Source organism: Pseudomonas sp. SIMBA_067 (genome assembly GCF_046534675.1).
GTDB classification, from domain to species: domain Bacteria; phylum Pseudomonadota; class Gammaproteobacteria; order Pseudomonadales; family Pseudomonadaceae; genus Aquipseudomonas; species Aquipseudomonas putida.
Genome location: NZ_JAWRYH010000002.1, coordinates 262,212 through 283,040, shown reverse-complemented (window position 1 = coordinate 283,040; position 20,829 = coordinate 262,212). Strand labels below are relative to the sequence as shown.

The 20,829-nt window shown below is 63.4% G+C and carries 19 protein-coding genes; 6 read left to right on the top strand and 13 right to left on the bottom strand.

Annotated elements, in window-relative coordinates:
• Nucleotides 1-41: 41 nt before the first annotated feature.
• Nucleotides 42-557: a dihydrofolate reductase gene (locus SB765_RS06550; RefSeq protein WP_410910997.1), complete on the top strand. Its 516-nt coding sequence runs from the start codon at nt 42-44 to the stop codon at nt 555-557.
• A 77-nt stretch (nt 558-634) separates the two neighbouring features.
• Here SB765_RS06550 and SB765_RS06545 read toward each other — a convergent pair whose 3' ends face one another.
• The gene (locus tag SB765_RS06545; protein WP_410931186.1) at nt 635-841 is read right to left on the bottom strand and encodes a hypothetical protein; all 207 of its coding nucleotides are present in this window, start codon (nt 839-841) and stop codon (nt 635-637) included.
• 145 nt (nt 842-986) lie between these two features.
• Nucleotides 987-2,378, bottom strand: coding sequence for an L-cystine transporter (locus SB765_RS06540; RefSeq protein ID WP_410910998.1), 1,392 nt, complete (start codon nt 2,376-2,378; stop codon nt 987-989).
• A gap of 244 nt (nt 2,379-2,622) precedes the next feature.
• Here SB765_RS06540 and SB765_RS06535 point away from each other — a divergent pair, with 244 nt between their 5' ends.
• Nucleotides 2,623-3,678, top strand: a complete 1,056-nt coding sequence (locus tag SB765_RS06535) for a haloacid dehalogenase-like hydrolase (protein ID WP_241799568.1) — start codon at nt 2,623-2,625, stop codon at nt 3,676-3,678.
• A 111-nt stretch (nt 3,679-3,789) separates the two neighbouring features.
• On the opposite strand, the gene ilvD is transcribed toward SB765_RS06535, so the two are convergent.
• A complete protein-coding gene (ilvD, locus tag SB765_RS06530) occupies nt 3,790-5,631 on the bottom strand; it encodes a dihydroxy-acid dehydratase (protein ID WP_016502088.1) in 1,842 nt (613 codons plus the stop codon).
• A 271-nt stretch (nt 5,632-5,902) separates the two neighbouring features.
• Nucleotides 5,903-7,099 (bottom strand): class I SAM-dependent rRNA methyltransferase, encoded by a 1,197-nt coding sequence (locus SB765_RS06525; protein WP_234226492.1) that lies wholly within the window; start codon nt 7,097-7,099, stop codon nt 5,903-5,905.
• Between the two features lie 423 nt (nt 7,100-7,522).
• Here SB765_RS06525 and SB765_RS06520 point away from each other — a divergent pair, with 423 nt between their 5' ends.
• Complete coding sequence (locus SB765_RS06520; protein ID WP_341798936.1) at nt 7,523-8,341, top strand: HDOD domain-containing protein; 819 nt, start codon at nt 7,523-7,525, stop codon at nt 8,339-8,341.
• A gap of 3 nt (nt 8,342-8,344) precedes the next feature.
• Nucleotides 8,345-9,157, top strand: a complete 813-nt coding sequence (mutM, locus tag SB765_RS06515) for a bifunctional DNA-formamidopyrimidine glycosylase/DNA-(apurinic or apyrimidinic site) lyase (RefSeq protein ID WP_049276511.1) — start codon at nt 8,345-8,347, stop codon at nt 9,155-9,157.
• A gap of 116 nt (nt 9,158-9,273) precedes the next feature.
• Here mutM and SB765_RS06510 read toward each other — a convergent pair whose 3' ends face one another.
• The 3 genes from SB765_RS06510 to SB765_RS06500 all read right to left on the bottom strand — a co-directional run bounded on the left by SB765_RS06510 (nt 9,274) and on the right by SB765_RS06500 (nt 11,695).
• The gene (locus SB765_RS06510; protein WP_019473229.1) at nt 9,274-9,525 is read right to left on the bottom strand and encodes a YfhL family 4Fe-4S dicluster ferredoxin; all 252 of its coding nucleotides are present in this window, start codon (nt 9,523-9,525) and stop codon (nt 9,274-9,276) included.
• Between the two features lie 108 nt (nt 9,526-9,633).
• Nucleotides 9,634-10,113 (bottom strand): pantetheine-phosphate adenylyltransferase, encoded by a 480-nt coding sequence (coaD, locus tag SB765_RS06505; RefSeq protein WP_016489662.1) that lies wholly within the window; start codon nt 10,111-10,113, stop codon nt 9,634-9,636.
• A gap of 151 nt (nt 10,114-10,264) precedes the next feature.
• Nucleotides 10,265-11,695, bottom strand: a complete 1,431-nt coding sequence (locus tag SB765_RS06500) for a coniferyl aldehyde dehydrogenase (RefSeq protein WP_341797029.1) — start codon at nt 11,693-11,695, stop codon at nt 10,265-10,267.
• Between the two features lie 151 nt (nt 11,696-11,846).
• Between SB765_RS06500 and SB765_RS06495 the strand changes: the two genes are divergently transcribed.
• Both SB765_RS06495 and SB765_RS06490 read left to right on the top strand, forming a co-directional pair.
• A complete protein-coding gene (locus SB765_RS06495) occupies nt 11,847-12,512 on the top strand; it encodes a TetR/AcrR family transcriptional regulator (RefSeq protein ID WP_410931097.1) in 666 nt (221 codons plus the stop codon).
• A 35-nt stretch (nt 12,513-12,547) separates the two neighbouring features.
• Complete coding sequence (locus SB765_RS06490) at nt 12,548-13,402, top strand: sulfurtransferase (RefSeq protein ID WP_410931096.1); 855 nt, start codon at nt 12,548-12,550, stop codon at nt 13,400-13,402.
• Nucleotides 13,403-13,576: 174 nt separating this feature from the next.
• Here the strand turns inward: SB765_RS06490 and SB765_RS06485 are convergent, their stop codons facing one another.
• The 6 genes from SB765_RS06485 to SB765_RS06460 form a co-directional block, all read right to left on the bottom strand.
• A complete protein-coding gene (locus SB765_RS06485) occupies nt 13,577-14,569 on the bottom strand; it encodes a hydrolase (RefSeq protein WP_341797026.1) in 993 nt (330 codons plus the stop codon).
• A 60-nt stretch (nt 14,570-14,629) separates the two neighbouring features.
• Nucleotides 14,630-15,994 carry a M16 family metallopeptidase gene (locus tag SB765_RS06480; RefSeq protein ID WP_410931095.1) on the bottom strand — a complete coding sequence of 455 codons (1,365 nt, stop codon included), beginning with the start codon at nt 15,992-15,994 and terminating at the stop codon, nt 14,630-14,632.
• The gene (locus SB765_RS06475; protein ID WP_341797024.1) at nt 15,987-17,288 is read right to left on the bottom strand and encodes a M16 family metallopeptidase; all 1,302 of its coding nucleotides are present in this window, start codon (nt 17,286-17,288) and stop codon (nt 15,987-15,989) included. Before SB765_RS06475 ends, SB765_RS06480 begins: the two co-directional genes overlap by 8 nt.
• Nucleotides 17,289-17,382: 94 nt before the next feature.
• Complete coding sequence (gene rsmD, locus SB765_RS06470; protein WP_019473221.1) at nt 17,383-17,985, bottom strand: 16S rRNA (guanine(966)-N(2))-methyltransferase RsmD; 603 nt, start codon at nt 17,983-17,985, stop codon at nt 17,383-17,385.
• The gene (locus tag SB765_RS06465; protein ID WP_341797023.1) at nt 17,985-19,475 is read right to left on the bottom strand and encodes a M16 family metallopeptidase; all 1,491 of its coding nucleotides are present in this window, start codon (nt 19,473-19,475) and stop codon (nt 17,985-17,987) included. The genes rsmD and SB765_RS06465 overlap by 1 nt, the downstream gene beginning before the upstream one ends.
• Nucleotides 19,468-20,823: a M16 family metallopeptidase gene (locus SB765_RS06460; protein ID WP_410931094.1), complete on the bottom strand. Its 1,356-nt coding sequence runs from the start codon at nt 20,821-20,823 to the stop codon at nt 19,468-19,470. Before SB765_RS06460 ends, SB765_RS06465 begins: the two co-directional genes overlap by 8 nt.
• Between the last annotated feature and the right edge of the window lie 6 nt (nt 20,824-20,829).

Here is a 20,829-nt window from a genome sequence, read left to right as displayed (position 1 = left end):
GCAGAAGCATAACCCACACGCCCGGTGCTATCCTCGCTGGCATGAATACATCACTCCCCCTCAGCCTGATCGCGGCTTATGCCGAGAACCGCGTGATCGGCATCGACAATTCCATGCCCTGGCATTTGCCCGGGGATTTCAAGTACTTCAAGGCCACCACCCTGGGCAAGCCGATCATCATGGGGCGCAAGACCTGGGATTCGCTGGGGCGGCCGCTGCCGGGGCGGTTGAATATCGTCGTCAGCCGCCAGCCGGGGCTTGAACTGGCGGGTGCCGAGGTGTTTGCGTCGCTTGAAGATGCGCTGGTGCGGGCCGAGCAGTGGGCGCGCGAGCAGGGCGTTGAAGAGCTGATGCTGATTGGCGGGGCGCAGCTGTATGGCCAGGCGCTGGAGAAGGGGCTGGTCAGCCGCATGTACCTGACGCGGGTGGAGCTGTCACCGCAGGGGGATGCCTGGTTCCCCGAGTTTGACCAAGCGGTTTGGAAACTGGCGTCCAGCGAGGCGCAGGCGGAAGAGGGTAAGCCTGCGTATCACTTCGAGGTTTGGGACCAGATTTGAGAAAGCCGGGGCTGCTTTGCAGCCCTTTCCGACCGGGCCGGCGCCCCGGTAAGGCCGCTCTTGCGGTGGGGCGGTGCTCAGGTGAGCAACTTGATGATCAATGCGGTAACCGTCGCCACCGTCGTGACGAAACCTACGGCGATGGCAACCGGATACCAGAATGTTTCGCGGCTCATTTTGACCGCCTCGGCATTCAGCTTGCGCGTCTCGGCCATCAGTTTGTCGACTTCGACGCGAATCTTGGCTACCTCGATGCGGATTTTTTCGGCTTCGGCCTGGGTCATGTCGTACTGGTGCATGTTGGCTCCTTTCCCTCGGCGTATGCGCTACGCCCGGCTAGCAGTATAGCGACGCCTGCAGCGACCAGTTGCTGGCTTCCCTTGCCATTGCGTTACTGGATATTGGGGCGCACTGCGCCCCGGCAAACAGTCAGGTATGGCTCAGATCGGCATGCTCATCGCCCGCCAGCACGTCCTTGTCTGTCTCTTTCAAAAGCTGGCTGGTCACCACGCCCGCAGTCATCGAACCGTTCACGTTCAGCGCCGTACGCCCCATGTCGATCAGCGGCTCCACCGAAATCAGCAACGCCACCAGCTCCACCGGCAAGCCCATGGCCGGCAGTACAATCAGTGCGGCAAAGGTGGCACCGCCACCCACGCCGGCAACCCCTGCCGAACTCAAGGTGACGATGGCCACCAAGGTCGCGATCCACAGCGGGTCGAAGGTATCGATGCCCACCGCCGGTGCCACCATCACCGCCAGCATGGCGGGGTAGAGGCCGGCGCAGCCGTTCTGGCCAATGGTGGTGCCGAACGATGCGCTGAAGCTGGCAATCGACTGTGGCACACCCAGGCGGCGGGTTTGCGCTTCGATGTTCAGCGGAATGCTGGCGGCGCTGGAGCGGCTGGTGAAGGCGAAGGTCAGCACCGGCCACACCTTGCGGAAGAAGCGCAGCGGGCTCACACCCGTCGCCGCCAGGATGAGGGCGTGCACCACGAACATCAACCCCAGGCCCAGGTACGACACCACCACGAAGCTGCCCAGCTTGAGGATGTCTTCCATGTTCGAGCTGGCAACCACCTTGGTCATCAACGCCAGCACGCCATACGGGGTCAGTTTCATTACCACCCGCACCAGGCGCATCACCCAGGCTTGCAGGGTGTCGATGGCCGACAGGGCGCGCTCGCCTTTCTCGGCATCGTCCTTGATCAGCTGCAGCGCGGCCAGGCCGACGAACACGGCGAAGATCACCACGCTGATGATCGACGTCGGCTTGGCCCGCGCCAGGTCACCCACCGGGTTGCTGGGGATGAACGACAGCAGCAGCTGCGGGATGTTGAGGTCGGCGACCTTGCCGGCGTAGTCGCTGTGGATAACCTGCATGCGGGCGCTTTCCTGCACACCGGCCACCAGGCCTTCTGCACTCAGGCCGAACAGGTTGGTCAGCACGATGCCGATCAGCGCGGCAATGGCGGTGGTCAGCAGCAGGGTGCCGATGCTCAGCACGCTGATGCGGCCCAGCGACGAGGCATTGTGCAGGCGCGCCACGGCACTGAGGATCGAGGCGAAGATCAGCGGCATGACAATCATCTGCAACAAGCCGACATAGCCGTTGCCGACCAGGTCAAGCCAGGCGATGGTGGCCTTGAGCACGGGGTGGCCAGCGCCGTAGATCGTGTGCAGGGCCAGGCCGAAGACTACGCCCAGCACCAGGCCCAGCAGTACCTTCTTGGCCAGGCTCCAGTCGGTGCGGCGGGTTTGTGCCAGGCCCAGCAACAGGGCCAGGAACGCCAGCAGGTTAAGTGACAGCGGCAGGTTCATTGAAGCTCCAGCAGAAAAAAGCAGAAGTGGCATCGCCTCTGTGAGCGATTGCGAACGGAAATGCTAACAGCCTGAAAACAAACGAATTTATACCCAAATGGAATTTGCATAGTCGTTTATGGAATAACGAAGTGTCGCAGATTGCAATGAACGCGGCGTTTGCGGCTGCATTGAGGTCGTTATCGAAGGTTGGCAGTGGGGATTGTTGCACTAGCGTTTCTGGGTCATTTCAGGAGATTCGTACATGAAAGTCGCTGTGAAAGCCGCCGCCATCGGCCTGTCCCTGCTGTTCAGTATCGAAACCTTCGCCACCGAGCTCAAGCATTGGCCCGCCGAGGCGGCCAGGCAGCTCGACAGCATGATCGCTGCCAATGCCAACAAGGGTAACTACGCGGTGTTCGACATGGACAACACCAGCTACCGCTATGACCTGGAAGAAGCCCTGCTGCCGTTCATGGAAAACAAGGGCCTGCTGAGCCGCGACAAGCTTGACCCGTCGCTGAAGCTGATGCCGTTCAAGGACACTGCCGAGCACAAGGAAAGCCTGTTCAGCTACTACTACCGGTTGTGCGAAGTCGACGACATGGTCTGCTACCCGTGGGTGGCCCAGGTGTTCTCGGGTTTTACCCTGAAGGAGTTGAAGGTGCAGGTGGATGAGCTGATGGCTTCTACCAAGCCGATCCCCAGTACTTATTACGAAGGCGACCAGGTCAAGGCCATCGAGGTACAGCCGCCCAAGGTCTTCAAGGGCCAAGCCGAGCTCTACAACAAGTTGATGGAGAATGGCATCGAGGTGTACGTGATTTCGGCGGCCTCCGAAGAGCTGGTGCGCATGGTCGCCTCGGACCCCAGGTACGGCTACAACGTGAAACCGCAGAACGTGATCGGCGTGAGCCTGCTGCTAAAGGACCGCAGCAATGGGCAACTGACCACGGCACGCAAGCAAATCAGTGCTGGCCACTATGATGCCAAAGCCAACGAAGGGCTGGAGCTGACACCGTACCTGTGGACCCCCGCTACCTGGATGGCGGGCAAGCAGGCGGCCATCCTGACCTACATCGATGAATGGAAGAAACCGGTGCTGGTGGGCGGCGACACGCCGACCAGCGATGGCTACATGCAGTTCCACGGGGTGGATGTGGGCAAAGGTGGCATCCACCTGTGGATAAACCGCAAGGCCAAGTACATGGACCAGCTCAACGGCATGATTACCAGGAATGCGGCGGCGCAGGCCAAGGAAGGGTTGCCGGTGACGGCGGACAAGAACTGGGTGATCGTGACGCCGGAGCAAATCCAGTAGTTGTTGCGTTGTCTGTTCCGGCCTCTTCGCGGGTTCACCCGCGAAGAGGCCGGAACAGGCATAAAAAACCGGCACCCAGGGCGCCGGTTCTTCTTTCACGCTAGAAAAGCCTCAGAGCCCTTCCAGCATCGCCTTGTTGCGCACCGCACCTTTGTCGGCACTGGTCGCCAGCAGGGCGTAGGCCTTCAGCGCGGTGGTCACTTTGCGTGGGCGTACTTCAGCGGGTTTCCAGCCCTTCTTGTCCTGCTCGATGCGGCGCTCGGCCAGTTCTTCGTCGCTGACCAGCAGGTTGATCGAACGGTTAGGGATGTCGATCAATACCTTGTCGCCGTCGCGCACCAGGCCGATGGCGCCGCCGGCAGCCGCTTCCGGCGAGGCGTGGCCGATCGACAGGCCCGAGGTACCGCCCGAGAAGCGGCCGTCGGTGAGCAGGGCGCAAGCCTTGCCCAGGCCTTTGGACTTCAGGTACGAGGTCGGGTACAGCATTTCCTGCATGCCCGGGCCGCCTTTCGGGCCTTCGTAGCGGATGATCACGATGTCGCCGGCCTTCACTTCGTCGGCGAGGATGCCGCGCACGGCGCTGTCCTGGCTCTCGAAGATCTTGGCATTGCCTTCGAACACGTGGATCGATTCGTCGACACCGGCGGTTTTCACCACGCAACCGTCGAGGGCGATGTTGCCGTACAGCACGGCCAGGCCGCCTTCTTGCGAGTAGGCGTGCTCGAAGCTACGGATGCAGCCGTTTTCGCGGTCGTCGTCGAGGGTTTCCCAACGGGTCGACTGGCTGAACGCAGTCTGGGTCGGGATACCGGCAGGGCCGGCCTTGAAGAAGGTGTGCACGGCTTCGTCATCGGTCTGGGTGATATCCCATTTGGCGATGGCTTCTTCCATGCTGGCGCTGTGCACGGTCGGCAGGTCGGTGTGCAGCAGGCCGCCACGGGCCAGCGAACCGAGGATGCTGAAGATGCCGCCGGCGCGGTGCACGTCTTCCATGTGGTACTTCTGGATGTTCGGCGCCACTTTGCACAGCTGCGGCACTTTGCGCGACAGGCGGTCGATGTCACGCAGGTCGAACGCGACTTCGCCTTCCTGGGCTGCGGCCAGCAGGTGCAGGATGGTGTTGGTCGAGCCGCCCATGGCGATGTCGAGCATCATGGCGTTTTCGAACGCCTTGAAGTTGGCAATGTTGCGCGGCAGTACCGACTGATCGTTGTCGCCGTAGTAGCGCTTGCACAGCTCGACGATGGTGCGGCCGGCGGTGAGGAACAGCTGCTCGCGGTCGGCGTGGGTGGCCAGGGTCGAGCCGTTGCCCGGCAGGGCCAGGCCCAGGGCCTCGGTCAGGCAGTTCATCGAGTTGGCGGTGAACATGCCAGAGCACGAACCGCAGGTCGGGCAGGCGCTGCGCTCGTATTCGGCGACTTTTTCGTCGGAAGCCGTGGAATCGGCGGCGATGACCATGGCGTCGACCAGGTCCAGGCCGTGGCTGGCCAGCTTGGTCTTGCCGGCTTCCATCGGGCCGCCGGAAACGAAGATCACCGGGATGTTCAGGCGCAGGGCGGCCATCAGCATGCCGGGGGTGATCTTGTCGCAGTTGGAGATGCACACGATGGCGTCGGCGCAGTGGGCGTTGACCATGTATTCCACGGCGTCGGCGATGATCTCGCGGCTTGGCAGCGAGTACAGCATGCCGTCGTGGCCCATGGCGATGCCGTCATCGACCGCGATGGTGTTGAATTCCTTGGCCACGCCACCGGCGCGCTCGATCTCGCGGGCAACCAGCTGGCCCAGGTCCTTCAGGTGCACGTGGCCCGGGACGAACTGGGTGAACGAGTTGGCGATGGCAATGATCGGTTTCTTGAAATCTTCGTCCTTCATCCCGGTTGCGCGCCACAGGGCACGGGCGCCGGCCATGTTGCGGCCATGGGTGGAAGTCTTGGAACGATAATCAGGCATGAAACACTCCTGGCGGCTTAATCAGGTCACATAAAGGGGAGTGAGCTTCTCTTGTCCTTTGTGCCGCAGGCCTGTTGCCACTGGCACGGATGGGGCCGAAGACACCACGGGATCGCCGCGTGCTTGGCCAGAGCTCATAAACCCGCCGGGGATGACTGGCGATGAATAGGCCGATTCTACACCGCTGGCGCGGTGAGGGAATGCAGATGTGGATGGTTGGCGGGGAGATTGCAGCAGGAAAGGGCCGCCAGGCGGCCCTTTGCAGCAGATTTCAGCTGTTTGGCAGCAAGCGGCAGGTGATGCTCTTGATGTAGCGGGTCTCGGCGATGGCTGGGTGTACCGGGTGGTCTGGGCCCTGGCCGCCGCGCTCGAGCAGCTGCATGTTGCGGTCCAGGTGGCGGGCGCTGGTCAGCAGGATGTTGTTCAGGTCGTCCTCGGGCAGGTGCATCGAGCACGAGGCGCTGACCAGGATGCCATCCTTGTTCAGCATGCGCATGGCCTGTTCGTTCAGGCGGCGGTAGGCCGCTTCGCCGTTTTTCAGGTCTTTCTTGCGCTTGATGAAGGCGGGTGGGTCGGCAATGATCACGTCGAAGCGTTCTTCTGCAGCCTTGAGCTCGCGCAGGGCTTCGAACACGTCGCCTTCGATGCAGGTCAGCTTCTCGCCGATGCCGTTCAGGGCAGCGTTACGCTCCACGCCATCCAGGGCAAAGCCCGAGGCATCGACGCAGAATACTTCGCTGGCGCCGAACGCGCCGGCCTGCACGCCCCAGCCACCGATGTAGCTGAACAGGTCGAGTACACGCTTGCCCTTCACGTACGGCGCCAGGCGCGCGCGGTTCATGCGGTGGTCGTAGAACCAGCCGGTCTTCTGGCCTTCACGCACTGGGGCTTCGAACTTGACGCCGTTCTCTTCCAGCGCCACCCAGTCCGGCACTTCGCCGTAGACGGTCTCGACATAGCGCTGCAGGCCTTCGGCGTCACGCGCGGCGGAGTCGTTCTTGAACAGGATGCCGCTGGGCTTGAGCACCTGCACCAAGGCAGCGATCACGTCGTCCTTGTGCGCTTCCATGGTGGCCGAGGCCAGCTGCACCACGAGGATGTCGAAGAAGCGGTCGACCACCAGGCCCGGCAGCAGGTCGGAATCGCCGTAGACCAGGCGATAGCACGGCTTGTCGAACAGGCGCTCGCGCAGCGACAGGGCGACGTTCAGGCGGTGTACCAGCAGCGACTTGTCCAGCGGCAGCTTGATGTCCCGCGACAGCAGGCGGGCGCAGATCAGGTTGTTCGGGCTGAGTGCGACGATGCCCAGCGGCTTGCCGTTGGCTGCCTCGAGAACGGCCTGCTGGCCGGCCTGGAAGCCTTGCAGCGGGGTCGCGGTGACGTCGACTTCGTTGCTGTAGACCCACAGGTGGCCGGCGCGCAGGCGGCGGTCGGCATTGGCTTTGAGGCGAAGGCTGGGCAGGGACATGACGTCGCTCCGGAAAAAAGAGCGGGAGTATAACGTGTCTGCGGTGCTTTCGCCTTTAGAGGTGCAGCGCCTGGGAGATCGAGCGCCGCCCGCGCGGCGCTTCGCAGCGCAAGGCTGCTCCTACATCTGTTTCGGGCCAGTCACGCCTGTGCCAATGCACGCGATCGCTTTGTTTGTCCGACGCGATATTGAGGTGAACGGCAAAGGCCCGCGCGCCTTTGCTGCAGGAATAACAGGCCCGAAACAGATGTAGGAGCAGCCTTGTGCTGCGAAGCGCCGCGTGGGCGGCGCTCGATTTCCCAGGCGCTGCACCTGTCACGGCGAGCGCTTAGAGGGTTAAAATCGCCGGTCCTAAACGAGTGTGCACGTATGTCCCAAGAACTCAGCGCCGAACAGATCCAGCAAGCCTTGCAAGGCATCACCATTCCGCCGCAACCGCAGATCATGGTCGACCTGCAGTTCGAGCAGTACATGCCTGACCCGGACCTGGAAACCATCGCCAAGCTGATTTCCCAGGACCCGGGCCTCTCGGGCGCCTTGCTCAAGCTGGTCAACTCCCCGCACTTCGGCCTGTCCAACAAGATCGGCTCGATCCAGCGCGCGGTAAATTTGCTGGGCAGCCGTTCGATCATCAACCTGATCAACGCCCAGTCGATCAAGGGCGAGATGAGCGACGAGACCATCGTCACCCTCAACCGTTTCTGGGATACCGCCCAGGACGTGGCGAACACCTGTCTGATGCTGGCCAAGCGCACCGGGATCCAGGCCGCGGACGAGGCTTACACCCTGGGCCTGTTCCATGACTGTGGGGTGCCGCTGATGCTCAAGCGCTTCCCGGACTACATGGATGTGCTGGTGCAGGCCTATGCCCAGGCCGATGAAGAAACGCGCGTGGTCGACACCGAAAACCGCGTGTTCAACACCAACCATTCGGTGGTCGGCTATTTCACCGCCAAGTCCTGGCGCCTGCCCGAGCACCTCACGGCAGCCATCGCCAACCACCACAACGCCCTGGCCGTGTTCCGGGACGAGAGCGCGCGCAATACCCAGAGCCAGCTGAAAAACCTGCTGGCGGTGCTGAAGATGGCCGAGCACATCTGCGCGTCCTACCGGGTGCTGGGCAGCCAGGCGGTGGACCACGAATGGAACGTGGTCGGCCCGCTGGTGCTCGATTACATTGGCTTGTCGGAATACGATTTCGAAAACCTCAAGCAGAACATTCGCGAGCTGAGCGGGCACTGACACATGCCGGAATTGCCAGAAGTAGAAACCACCCGGCGCGGTATTGCGCCCCACCTCGAAGGCCAGCGCGTCAGCCGCGTGGTGGTGCGCGACCGGCGCTTGCGCTGGCCGATCCCGGAGGACCTGGATGTGCGCCTGTCGGGGCAGCGCATTGTCAGTGTCGAGCGGCGCGCCAAGTACCTGTTGATCAATGCCGAGGTCGGTACGCTGATCAGCCACCTGGGCATGTCGGGCAACTTGCGGCTGGTCGAGCTGGGTTTGCCGGCGGCCAGGCATGAACATGTCGACATCGAGCTGGAGTCGGGGCTGATGCTGCGCTACACCGACCCGCGCCGCTTTGGTGCCATGCTGTGGAGCCTGGACCCGCTGAACCACGAGCTGCTGCTGCGCCTCGGGCCTGAGCCGCTGACGGACCTGTTTGACGGTGAGCGCCTGTTCCAGCTGTCCCGCGGGCGGTCGATGGCGGTCAAACCGTTCATCATGGACAACGCGGTGGTGGTGGGGGTGGGCAACATCTACGCTACCGAAGCGCTGTTTGCCGCAGGCATCGACCCTCGGCGCGAGGCGGGCGGGATTTCACGGGCGCGCTACCTGAAGCTGGCAATCGAGATCAAGCGGGTGCTGGCGGCGGCGATCGAGCGCGGTGGTACCACCCTGCGCGACTTCATCGGTGGCGATGGGCAGCCGGGGTACTTCCAGCAGGAATTGTTCGTCTACGGGCGAGGCGGGCAGCCGTGCAAGGTGTGCGGCACGGAGTTACGCGAGGTGAAGCTGGGGCAAAGGGCGAGCGTGTATTGCCCGCGCTGCCAGCGCTGACCTGAAGCTGGCGCGATCACTGTGGGAGCGGGCAAGCCCGCGAAGCAGGCGACGCGATGGATGGCACCGGCTGCGCCGGTGTTCGCGGGCATGCCCGCTCCCACAGTGACCAGTGATCAGGCCTTGCCGGTAATCCGGCGGTACTTGGCCATCAGCTGTTCTTCGCTTTCCGGGTGCGCTTCATCCAGCGGGATGCAGTCGACCGGGCAGACCTGTTGGCACTGCGGCTCGTCGTAGTGGCCCACGCACTGGGTGCACAGGTTAGGGTCGATCACGTAGATCTCTTCGCCTTGGGAGATGGCCTCGTTCGGGCACTCGGGTTCGCAGACGTCGCAGTTGATGCAATCGTCGGTGATGATCAGGGACATGGGGACTCCGGCCGGGGCTCATGGCCCGGGCATGTTCAACGCAGTGGGCACAATTGTGCCGCATTCGCGCCCGCAGTGCACGCGGGCGCGATAATCAGGCGATCAGGCTTACTTCTTGAAGCGTTCAGTCAGCGCTTCGGCCACCACCGGGTGGACGAATTTGCTGATATCGCCGCCCAGTGCAGCGATTTCCCGGACCAAAGTCGAGGAAATGAACGAATAACGTTCCGAAGGGGTCAGGAACAGGCTCTCGACATCGGGGGCCAGTTGCCGGTTCATGTTCGCCAGCTGGAACTCGTACTCGAAGTCGGACACCGCACGCAGGCCACGCAGGAAGACGTTGGCGCCCTGTTCCTTGGCGAAATGCGCCAACAGGGAGGAGAAGCCGATGACTTCGACATTCGGCAGGTGCTTGGTGACCTCACGGGCTAGCGCCACCCGCTGCTCCAGGGGGAACAGGGGGTTTTTCTTCGGGCTGGCCGCCACCGCGATGATCACGTGGTCGAACAAGCGCGAGGCGCGCTCGACCAGGTCTCCATGGCCTTTGGTAATGGGGTCGAAAGTACCCGGGTACAACACTCGGTTCATCGCGTCATCCTGGCTGGAGTGCGTTGGGGAGTCGGATGGTAGCGCAGCGATTGCGCCCGGCCAAGTCATGCGGCCAGCTGATGGCACTATAGACAGGCGCCGTATTCGTTGTCATGCGCTGTGTGCCACGGGGCGGTGCACGGGCAGCTGCTTAGCGGATGAACAGCTTGTAGACCAGGCGCTGCAAGGCTTTGCCATAAGGCGGGTAGATCAGCCGTGCGGCGTTGAAACGTTGCTTGGCAAGTACGGCCTTGGCCTTGCTGAAGGTCAGGAAACCGTCGTGGCCATGGTAGTGGCCCATGCCCGAAGGGCCGATGCCGCCGAAGGGCAGGTCGTCCTGGGCCACATGCAGCAGGGTGTCGTTCAGACATACCCCGCCGGAGTGGGTGTGGCGCAGCACATGCTCTTGGCCGGCCCGGTCATAACCGAAGTAGTACAGCGCCAGCGGGCGCGGGCGCTGGTTGATGTAGGCCAGCGCCTGGTCGAGGCTGTCGTAGGGCACCAGCGGCAGCAGCGGGCCGAAGATTTCGTCCTGCATTACCTGCATGCTGTCGTTCACGTCCAGCAGCAGGTGGGGTGGCAGGCGCCGGCCCTGGCGGGTTTCACCAGGGTACAGGTCAAGCACCTGCGCACCTTTGTCGCGGGCATCGTCCAGCAGGTGCTGCAAGCGCTGCAGCTGGCGGGGGTTGATGATGGCGGTGTAGTCGGGGTTGTCGGCAATGCGTGGGTACAGGCGGCGCACGGCGCGCTGGTAGGCGTCGCTGAAGGCCGCCAGCCGTTCGCGCGGCACCAGCACATAGTCGGGGGCTACGCAGGTTTGCCCGGCGTTGAGGGTTTTGCCGAAGGCGATGCGCTCGGCGGCGCTGTCCAGTGGCACGTCGGCCGACACGATGGCCGGTGACTTGCCGCCCAGCTCCAGGGTAACCGGGGTCAGGTTCTGCGCCGCCGCCAGCATGACTTGCCGGCCCACGCTGGTGGCACCGGTGAACAGCAGGTGGTCGAAGGGCAAGTGGGCGAAGGCCTGGCCCACCGCTACCTCACCCAGCACCACGCTGACCAGATCGGAGGGAAACACCTGCTCCAAGAGTTGTTTCAAGGCCTGGGCGCTGGCGGGCGTGGCTTCGCTGAGCTTGAGCATGACCCGGTTGCCTGCGGCCAGGGCGCAGGTCAGCGGGCCGATGGCGAGAAACAGCGGGTAGTTCCACGGCACGATGATGCCCACCACCCCCAGCGGCTGATAACGTACCTGCGCGCTGGCCGGCTGGAAGGCCAAACCGACCCGTCGCCGGCCGGCGCGCATCCAGCGATGCAGGTGCCTTTCGGCGTGGCGCAGGCCCTGTACCGAGGGCAGCAGCTCGGCCAGCAGGGTCTCGTCGGCGCTGCGCCCGGAAAAATCCTCGCTGATGGCCTCGATCAGCCCAGCCTGGTTGGCCAGCAAGGCTTCGCGCAGGGTTCTCAGCCATTGCAGTCGCTGGGCCGCCGGCGGCAGGGGGTTGCCGGCGAAGGCCTGGCGCTGGGCAGCGAACATCGCCGCAAGGTCGAGGTCTGATTGCACAGGGGTCACGGCACTGGGCGCGTTCATGGCAGCGTTTGATCCGGGCAGGAAATGTCTAGAGCCTATACTCTAATCGGGACGATGGTGCGAATTTTTCCCCGCCGCCGAACGGTGCATTCCACCTGTAATACGCCGTAAGATGACCCTTTGATGAAAGCCCGCAGACTGGGAGCTGAGCATGGCCCCGCGCATGAAGACCCGAGAGCGCATCGTGCAGAACAGCCTGGAGCTGTTCAACCAGCAGGGCGAACGCAGCGTCAGTACCAACCACATTGCCGCGCACATGGAAATCTCGCCCGGCAACCTGTATTACCACTTCCCCAACAAGCAGGCGATCATTGCCCTGTTGTTCAGCCAGTATGAAGAACTGGTAGACAGCTTCCTGCGCCCGCCGCAAGGCCGCCAGGCAACCGTGGAGGACAAGCGGTTCTACCTCAAGGCCTTGCTCGCGGCGATGTGGAACTACCGCTTCCTGCACCGCGACCTGGAGCACCTGCTGGACAGCGACGCGGAGCTGGCCGCCCGTTACCGGCGTTTTTCCGAGCGCTGCCTGCGCCAGGGCCAGGCGATCTACCGCGGCTTTGTCGAGGCGGGCATCCTGACCATGGCGCCGGCGCAGATCGAATCGCTGACCATCAATGCCTGGATCGTGCTGACGTCCTGGGTCCGTTTCCTCAGCACTACGCGTGAACATTCCGCGCACCTGGGTGAAGAAGCCTTCAAGCGGGGCGTCTATCAGGTGCTGGTGCTGGAACTCGGCTACGTCACCGAGGGTGCGCGCAGTGCTGTGGACGCCCTGTGCCAGGAATTCCATGTACCGTTCAACCAGGCTCTGGAACATTGACCCAGGGCCCTAGTGCCATCGATCAGGAGATTGTCATGCCCCTTGCGCAATTGATCACCCCGCAGCAGTTGGCCGAGCGTCTGGGCTCGCCCAAGTTGGTGATCCTCGACTGTCGCTTTGCCCTCGAGGATGTGGACTACGGCCAACGCAGCTATGCCCAGGGGCATATTGCCGGGGCGCATTTTGCCGACCTGGACCGCGACCTCAGCGGGCCGGTGAGCAAGGGGCACACCGGGCGCCATCCGCTGCCCGATGCGCGCCGGCTGGTGGAGCGCCTGCGCGAGTGGGGCCTGGACAACGACAGCGAGGTGGTGCTGTACGACGACGGCCCTGGCGCCTTTGCCGCCCGGGCCTGGTGGCTGCTGGCCTGGCTTGGCAAGCGCAACGGCGTGGCGATCCTCGATGGTGGCCTGAAGGCTTGGCATGCGGCGCACCTGCCGTTGAGCCTGGACTCACCGTCCAGACGTGAAGGCACCTTCAGTGGTGAGCCGGATGCCAAGCTGCTGATCGATGCCGAACACCTGGGCAAGCGCCTGGGCAGCACTGACCTGACCTTGATTGATGCGCGTGCCTTGCCGCGTTTTCGCGGTGAAGTAGAGCCGATCGACCCGGTGGCGGGGCATATTCCCGGGGCCCAGTGCGCGGCGTTTACCGACAACCTGGGGGCTGATGGTCGCTTCTTGCCTGTGGATCAACTCAAGCAGCGCTTTGCCGAAAAGCTGGCCGGGCGGGCACCGGAGCAATTGGTGTCTTACTGCGGGTCTGGGGTGACGGCTTGCCATAACCTGTTTGCGATGGCGCTGGCAGGGTATCCGCTGGGCAAGCTGTACGCCGGGTCGTGGAGCGAGTGGATCAACAACCCGCAGCATGCCGTAGCTACCGGCGAGTAAGCAGGTCCGGCCTCATCGCCGGCAAGCCAGCTCCCACAGGTATGTCACTGCCCATCAGGGCTGTGCCCTACCTGTGGGAGCTATTGCCTTGCTCACATTCCAAAGCTTGCGCGATCCCTGTGGGAGCTGGCTTGCCGGCGATGAGGCCGGTACTGCCAATGAAAACTGCGGTTCTTACTGGCCTTCGACCAGCCACTGCGGAATCCGCCGCTCCAGGTAGTACCCCGGGTTGCGCAGGCTGCCATCGACAAACCCCACATGGCCACCGCGGCGGTGCAGTTCGAAGCGGGTCTGGGGTGCCAGTTCACGGGCCGTAGGCAGGCTCTGGCCGGCCACGAACGGGTCATCGCTGGAATGGATGATCAGCGTCGGGGTGCGGTTCTGGCCGAGGAAGAAGTGGCTCGATGAGCGGCGATAGTAGTCGTGCACATCGCGAAAGCCATTGAGCGGTGCCGTGACTTTGCCGTCGAAGTCCCAGAACGTGCGCAAGTTGGTCAGTTGCCCCAGGCGCTCCAGCGCCGCCAGCCGTTCATGCTCGCCCTGCTCGTGGAAGTGCCGCTGCTTGAGCTGAACATACGCCAGCATCTCGCGCATGAAATGCGCCTGGTACACCTTGGAAAAGCCCTGGCCGATACGGTCGGCGCAGTGGTCCAGGCGAAAGGGCACCGACACGGCAACTGCCGCCTCCAGCTGGCTGGCAACGCCGCTCTCTCCCAGGTATTTCAACAGCACATTGCCACCCAGCGAGTAACCCACCGCATACAGCGGCGCCAACGGTCGCTGGGCGTGCAGGTGGCTGACAATTTCTGCCAGGTCTTCGCTGGCTCCGGAATGGTAGCTGCGCGGCAGCAGGTTGGGTTCGCCTGAGCAACCACGCCAGTTCACCGCCACGCTGGCCCAGCCGCGGTTTTGCAGCGCTTGCTGCAACCCTTTGACGTAGGGTGAATGGGACGAGCCGGTCAGCCCATGTAGCACGAGCACCAGTGGCGCCTGTGCCTGATGCGGGCCATGCCAGTCGAGATCGATGAAATCGCCGTCGGCCAGCCACAGGCGCTCGCGGTTGCGCTGCAGCTCAGGCAGCTTGCGCCACAAGGGGCCCCACAGCGTCTGCAGGTGGGGGTTGGACAGGCCGATGGCCGGACGGAAGGTGGCGCTTGGGCTGGGCATGCTGGGCAACTCATGATGTGCTTGCCTAGAGTGCCATGAAAAAGCGCCACAGTACCTGCGCTATTGGTCGGTGGCCGGCAGTGGTTGTTGCGCGGTGGGTGGGCCGACACTGACGCGTACCGCCTGGCTCAAATCGAGCTGACGCTGCATGACGGCGCGGACATCTGCCGGTGTCAGCCTGGCGAGGCGCTCGATGCAGCTGTCGAGAAAGTCGGCTGGCTGGCGTTGATGGGTAATTTGTGTGAGCAAGGCTGCCAGCAGCTTGTTCTGTGCCACATCGCGCAGCAGTTGCCCTGCCAGTTGCTTGCGCGCCACTTGCAGCTCGGCCTGGGTTGGCCCTTGATCGATGAACTCGCGCAGCAACGTTTCAACCAGTACTTGAGAGCCTTCGACGTATTCTGGCGCGATATCCCATTCGGCGCTGAACAGGCCACCTGCGCTCAAGGCATTTACCCGAGTGTAGATGCCATACGTCAACCCGCGGCGGTGCCGCAGTTCATTCATCAGGCGTGACGCAATTCCCGACCCCAATACTTCACTCGCCAACACCAAGGCCGGATATTGCGGATGATTGGCGGGCACGCTCATGGGTAATGCAATCAGGACGGCACTGCTTGCGCCAGGCTGTTCGACGCTGAGCGTGGTGCCGGTTGCTGGAGCAGCGGCCGGCAGCTCGATTGCGGACCAGCCTTGGGGCAGCGCCTGACTGATCTGTTGTGAAACGGCCTGAGCCTGTGCAAGGTAAAGGTCCCCCACTACTACGATGTCCAGGTTACTGGCGCAGTAGGCACGTTGGTGGAAGCGCCTCAGATCCTCCGGGGTAACCTGGTCTATCCCTTGCGGAGTGCTGCCCGATGGGTTGCCATATGGATGACCACTGAACATATGACGAAAAGCTTCGCTACGCGCTCTCAGGCGAGGGTGCTTCTCGCGAGATGCATCGTGCCGCAGCAGTTGGCTTTTTATCTTGGCTAGCGCGTCAGCGGTGAAGGCAGGGCGTGCCACAAGGTCGATGAAAAGCGCCAGTGCCGGTTCGAACAGTGCTTCGGTGCTCAGGCTTCGCAAGCTCAGGGTTGCGTGCTCCAGGCGGATCTGCTTTTCCATGACAGCGCCCAGGCGCTCCAGTTGCTCTGCTTGCTGAGTGGCGGTGTGCTGCTGGCTGCCCTCTTCGAGCATGTAGAACGCCAGGGATGCCAGGCCGGGGAGTACGGTGTCCTGGGTTGTACCGGCCCTGAATTGCAGCACGATATCGACTATTGGCAGCCCTCGGGCTTCGACGAACTTCACCGCTGTGCCGCTATCCGTTGTCCACGCCTGGACGTGGGTATCAATGGGTTCGAAGAGGTCCAGATCAACCCCTTGGGCCGACACCAGACCACCATGAACAGGGCTGTCTGCAGTGGGGTATGAATTCGAGTCATTCATCAGCGCTTTCCTTGTGATGCGTAAAGGTGATGGTGGTCCGGGATTCGGTCAGGAAGTCATAAGCGGCCAGGCCTACCTGCTCGGCTGTCACGGCTCCGATGGCTTGCCGTTCATCCTCCAGTGCAACAGGGTCCAGGCCGCAGGCGGCCTGCTTGCCGATGGCTTCTGCCTGCTTGCCGATATCGTCCCTGTCGAATAATCGCTCCGCCAGAAGCCGTGCCTTGGCGCGCTGGAGGTCTTCTTTGCTGGGCGCTGACTGTCGGAACGCTTCGATTTCCATCAGCAGCCGTTCTGCCGCCGCCTCGGGTGCAACCTGCGGGCTGCAGAACGCGTAAAACGTCAGCAGGCTGTCCCCTCGTTGCCAGGGTTCATAGTCCGACCACACACCTTGCAGGACCGGTTCATCAAGCACGAGCAGGCGCTGGAGGAGGCTGGCCTGGCCTTGGGCAAGAATCTGGGGCAGCAGGCGCAGTGCATACGCTTGTGAGTCAGACCGGGCGGTGCATTGACTGGGTAGGTTGAAACTGATGATCACGCCCGTGTGCAGGCCGTGCTGGCGCAAGGTTTGAACGCGCCGAACCAGGCTGGAGGGCTCTACAGGTATTTGCCGGGCCGGCAGGCGATGAGCGGGGATCGCTGCGAAGTGTCGCGTTACCAGCGTTTGCAGTTGCGCCAAGGTAATGTCGCCGGCCACTGCCAGCGTCGCGTTGTTGGGGTGGTACCAGGTCCGGTACCACGTGCGTGCCGCGGCAGGTGTCATGTGGCCGAGGTCAGTCTTGTAGCCGATCGCGGGCGTGCCATAGCCGCGGTTGTCATAGGCCAGCAGCAGGTGATGTTCCAGGGCCTGCGACCACGGGTCGTTATCAACGTCTTCGCGTCGTTCAGCCATGACAACCGCCAGTTCGCGGGCAAAATGTGCATCGCTGAGGGTGGCGCTGGCCATGATATCGGCCATGGCTTCCAGGGCGATCTCCAGGCGGCTGGCGGGCAACGTCAGCGGAAAGGCCGTGGCATCGGGGAGGGTGAATGCATTTGCCTCACCACCCAAGTGGGTCATGAGGGAGGAGTATTGCCCCCCAGCCAGTTTGCTGCTGCCTTCGAACAGCAAATGCTCAAGGGCATGCGAAAGGCCGGTATGGCCTTCGGGCTCGTAGCTGGAACCCACGTGATACCACAGCTGTGCGCTGACCAGCGGGGCGCGGTGGTCTTCGCGCAGAAAGACGCGCAAGCCATTGGCGAGGGTAAAAGCACTTACCCGGCTAGCCGGTGTGGGCGGGGAGGGGCGGTCGGTCATGGTTGAAGTGCTCCTTCAAGAAACAAAGGAGCAGCTTCAGCCACGCAGGCTGCGGGAATGCGGTAACTAAGTAAGCCAAACCCGGCTTACCGGGTCATCCTCGCTGCCAGAGCGCGTAATGCACCTGGCCGGTTTTCTTCTCGCGGTGCAGGCGCCAGTTGCCGGGCATCGGCAGTGTTGACGGCGCCGCTTCGCTTTCGGTGTAGATCAGCGCCTGTTCGCCCAGCCACTGGTTTTGCTCCAGCAGGTTGCAGGTGTTGGCCAGCAGGTCCTGGTGGAACGGCGGGTCGAGGAACACCACGTCGAACTGTTGCTTGGCCGGGCCTTGCAAGTAGCGCAGGGCATCGGTTTGCAGGATTTGCCCGCGCGGGCAACGCAGGATTTCGAGGTTGTTCTTCAGGTTGCCGATCGCCGCCGGGTTGCTGTCCAGTGCCACGGCATCCTTGGCGCCGCGAGACAGGGCTTCGAGCACCAGGGCACCGCTGCCGGTGAAGGCATCCAGAACGCGGGCACCCTCGATGTGCGGCGCCAGCCAGTTGAACAGGGTTTCGCGCACGCGGTCAGGCGTTGGCCGCAGGCCTTCGCCTTCCGGTACCGCCAGGCGGCGGCTACGCCACTCGCCGGCGATGATGCGCAGGTGGCCCTGGCCCTTGCTTTGGCCCGATTGCGGGCGGGCGGGAGGGGTGGATCTTGGCATTAGTGCTCCGGTACCCCGAGCGCTTGCTCGGAGGGCTTGTCAGTGGGGGCTGGCAGCGGTTTTTGTGGCACTTTCGGGCCTACGGTGACGATCACCAGTTTATCGGCTGACAGGTGTTTGTTCATGGCCGCCTTGACCTGCTCGACGGTGAGGGCCTGGGACTGCTGCATGAAGTCCTCCAGCCAGGTCAGCGGCAGATTGTAGAAGCCGATTGCGCCCAACTGGCCGACGATGCTGGCGTTGCTTGCATTGGACAGCGGGAAGCTGCCGGCCAGTTCGCGCTTGGCATCGTCCAGCTCTTGCTGGGTGGGGCCTGTCTTCAGGTAGTCGGCAAGAATATCCTGTACCAGCTTGAGCGTGCCTTCACTGAGCTCGGCACGGGTCTGCAGGTTGATCATGAACGGGCCGCGCACCTGCATGGGGCTGAACACCGAGTACACGCCGTAGGTCAGGCCACGCTTTTCACGCACTTCGCTCATCAGCCGGGTACCGAAGGCGCCACCACCGAGGATCTGGTTACCCAGCGACAAGGCTGGCCAATCCGGGTCCTGGCGGTCGATACCAAGCTCAGCCAGCATGAGGTGAGTCTGTTTGGACGGGAAGTCGATGTGGGTCAGGCCGGCCTTGGCTTCGCTGGGCTGGGCTGGCGCGGCAAGCGCCGGGCCCTTGGGCAGGCCCGCCGAAACCTGGGCGGCAATGGCTTCGGCCTCGGCACGGCTGAGGTCGCCGACCAGGGCGATTACTGCGTTGCCGCCGGTATAAGCCTTGGCGTGGAAGGCGCGCAGTTGTGCCAGGGTAATGCCGTTGATGGTCTCTGCGGTGCCATCGCTTGGGTGGGCGTAGGGGTGGTCGCCATAGAGGTTGCCGAACAGCGCTTTGCCCGCGATCTTGCCGGGGTTCTGCTTCTCGTATTCGAAGCCGGCCAGCATCTGGTTCTTGATGCGCTTGAGGGCGTCCTCGGGGAAGGTCGGCTTGCCGGCCACTTCGGTGAACAGCTTGAGCGCAGGTTCGCGCTTGTCCTTGATGCTTAGGCTGCGCAGCGACGCCACGGCCATGTCACGGTAGGAGCCGTTGCCAAAGTCTGCGCCCAGGCCTTCGAAACCTTCGGCGATGGCGGTGACGTCCTTGCCGGCCACACCCTCGTTGAGCATGGCGTTGGTCAGCGCCGCCAAACCAGGTGTTCCGGCGTCCTGGCTGCTGCCGGCGGCAAAGGTGACGCGCAGGTCGAACATCGGCAGTTCACGGGCTTCCACGAACAGCACACGGGCGCCTTCAGCGGTGCTCCAGTGCTGGATGTTCAGCTGGCGCCGGCTGGGTGCCTTGCCATCCAGCTCGGCCAGCGACTGCAAGGTGTTGGCCGGGCGGGCGGCGCTGGTGTCCGCCTTGGCGGCGTTGTCGGCCATGGCCGGGGCGGCCAGCACTGCCGCCAGCGCCAGGGCGCGGACGCCCGTGGCCAGCAGGGTTGGGCGCGGTGCGCGACGATCACTCATGAACGGACTCCTCGGGCAGTACATGGGCAACGCTCAGGCGTTCGCGGGTGAAGTAGGTGCGCGCGGCGTCCTGGATGTCCTGCGGGGTGACGCGCTTGAGCTCGTCCAGCTCGCTGTCGATCAGTTTCCAGGACAGGCCGACGGTTTCCAGCTGGCCGATGGTGGTGGCCTGGCTGCTGATGGAGTCGCGGTCGTAGACCAGGCCGGCAATGACCTGGGCGCGTACGCGTTCGAGCTCTTCGGCGCTGGGCGGGGTGGTCTTGAGTTCTTCAAGCAACTGCCAGATGCCTTTCTCCACATCGTCGAGGGTTTTCTGCTTTTGCACGTTCGGCGTGGCCGAGATCAGGAACAGGCTGTCGCCGCGGGTGAAGGCGTTGTAGCTGGACGAGGCGCCGGCCACCAACTCCTGGCCACGCTCCAGGCGTGCCGGCATGCGGGCGCTGTAGCCGCCGTCGAGCAGTGCCGAGATCAGGCGCAGGGCATGCACGGTGCGCGGGTCCTTGGCGGTGGGCAGGCCGGGCACGTTGAAGCCATAGATCAGGCTGGGCAGCTGGGTGCGTACGTGCAGGGTCAGCTGGCGCTGGCCAGGCTCGGCCAGCTCCAGTGGCAGCTTGGCCGGCGGTACGGCGCGCTTTGGAATGCTGCCGAAATACTTCTGTGCCAGGCCCTTGACCTCGTCGGCGGTGACATCGCCGACCACCACCAGGGTGGCATTGTTGGGGGCGTACCAGGACTCGTACCAGTGGCGCAGTTCTTCGACCTTCATGCGCTCCAGGTCCGCCATCCAGCCGATGGTCGGCGTGTGGTAGCCGCTGGCCGGGTAGGCCATGGCGCGGAACAGCTCGAACGCCTTGGAGTTGGGCTGATCGTCGGTGCGCAGGCGGCGTTCTTCCTTGATTACCTCGATTTCGCGGCTGAACTCGTCGGCCGGCAGGCGCAGGCTGGCCAGGCGGTCGGCCTCCAGCTCCAGGGCGACCGGCAGGCGGTCGCGGGCCAGCACCTGGTAATAGGCGGTGTAGTCGTCGCTGGTGAAGGCGTTTTCTTCGGCACCCAAGTCACGCAGGATGCGCGAAGCTTCGCCGGGGCCGACCTTGGCGCTGCCCTTGAACATCATGTGTTCCAGCGCATGGGACAAACCGGTCTGGCCCGGGGTTTCGTAGCTGGAGCCGACCTTGTACCAGATCTGCGAGACCACCACCGGGGCGCGATGGTCTTCGCGCACGACCACCTTCAGGCCATTGTCGAGGATGAATTCGTGGGTGGGTTGCACATCGGCGGCGAAGGCCACGAGCGGCAGGCAGAGCGTGCCGAGCAACAGGCCAGCGGCGCGGCGGGCTAGAGCATTCATAAGGTG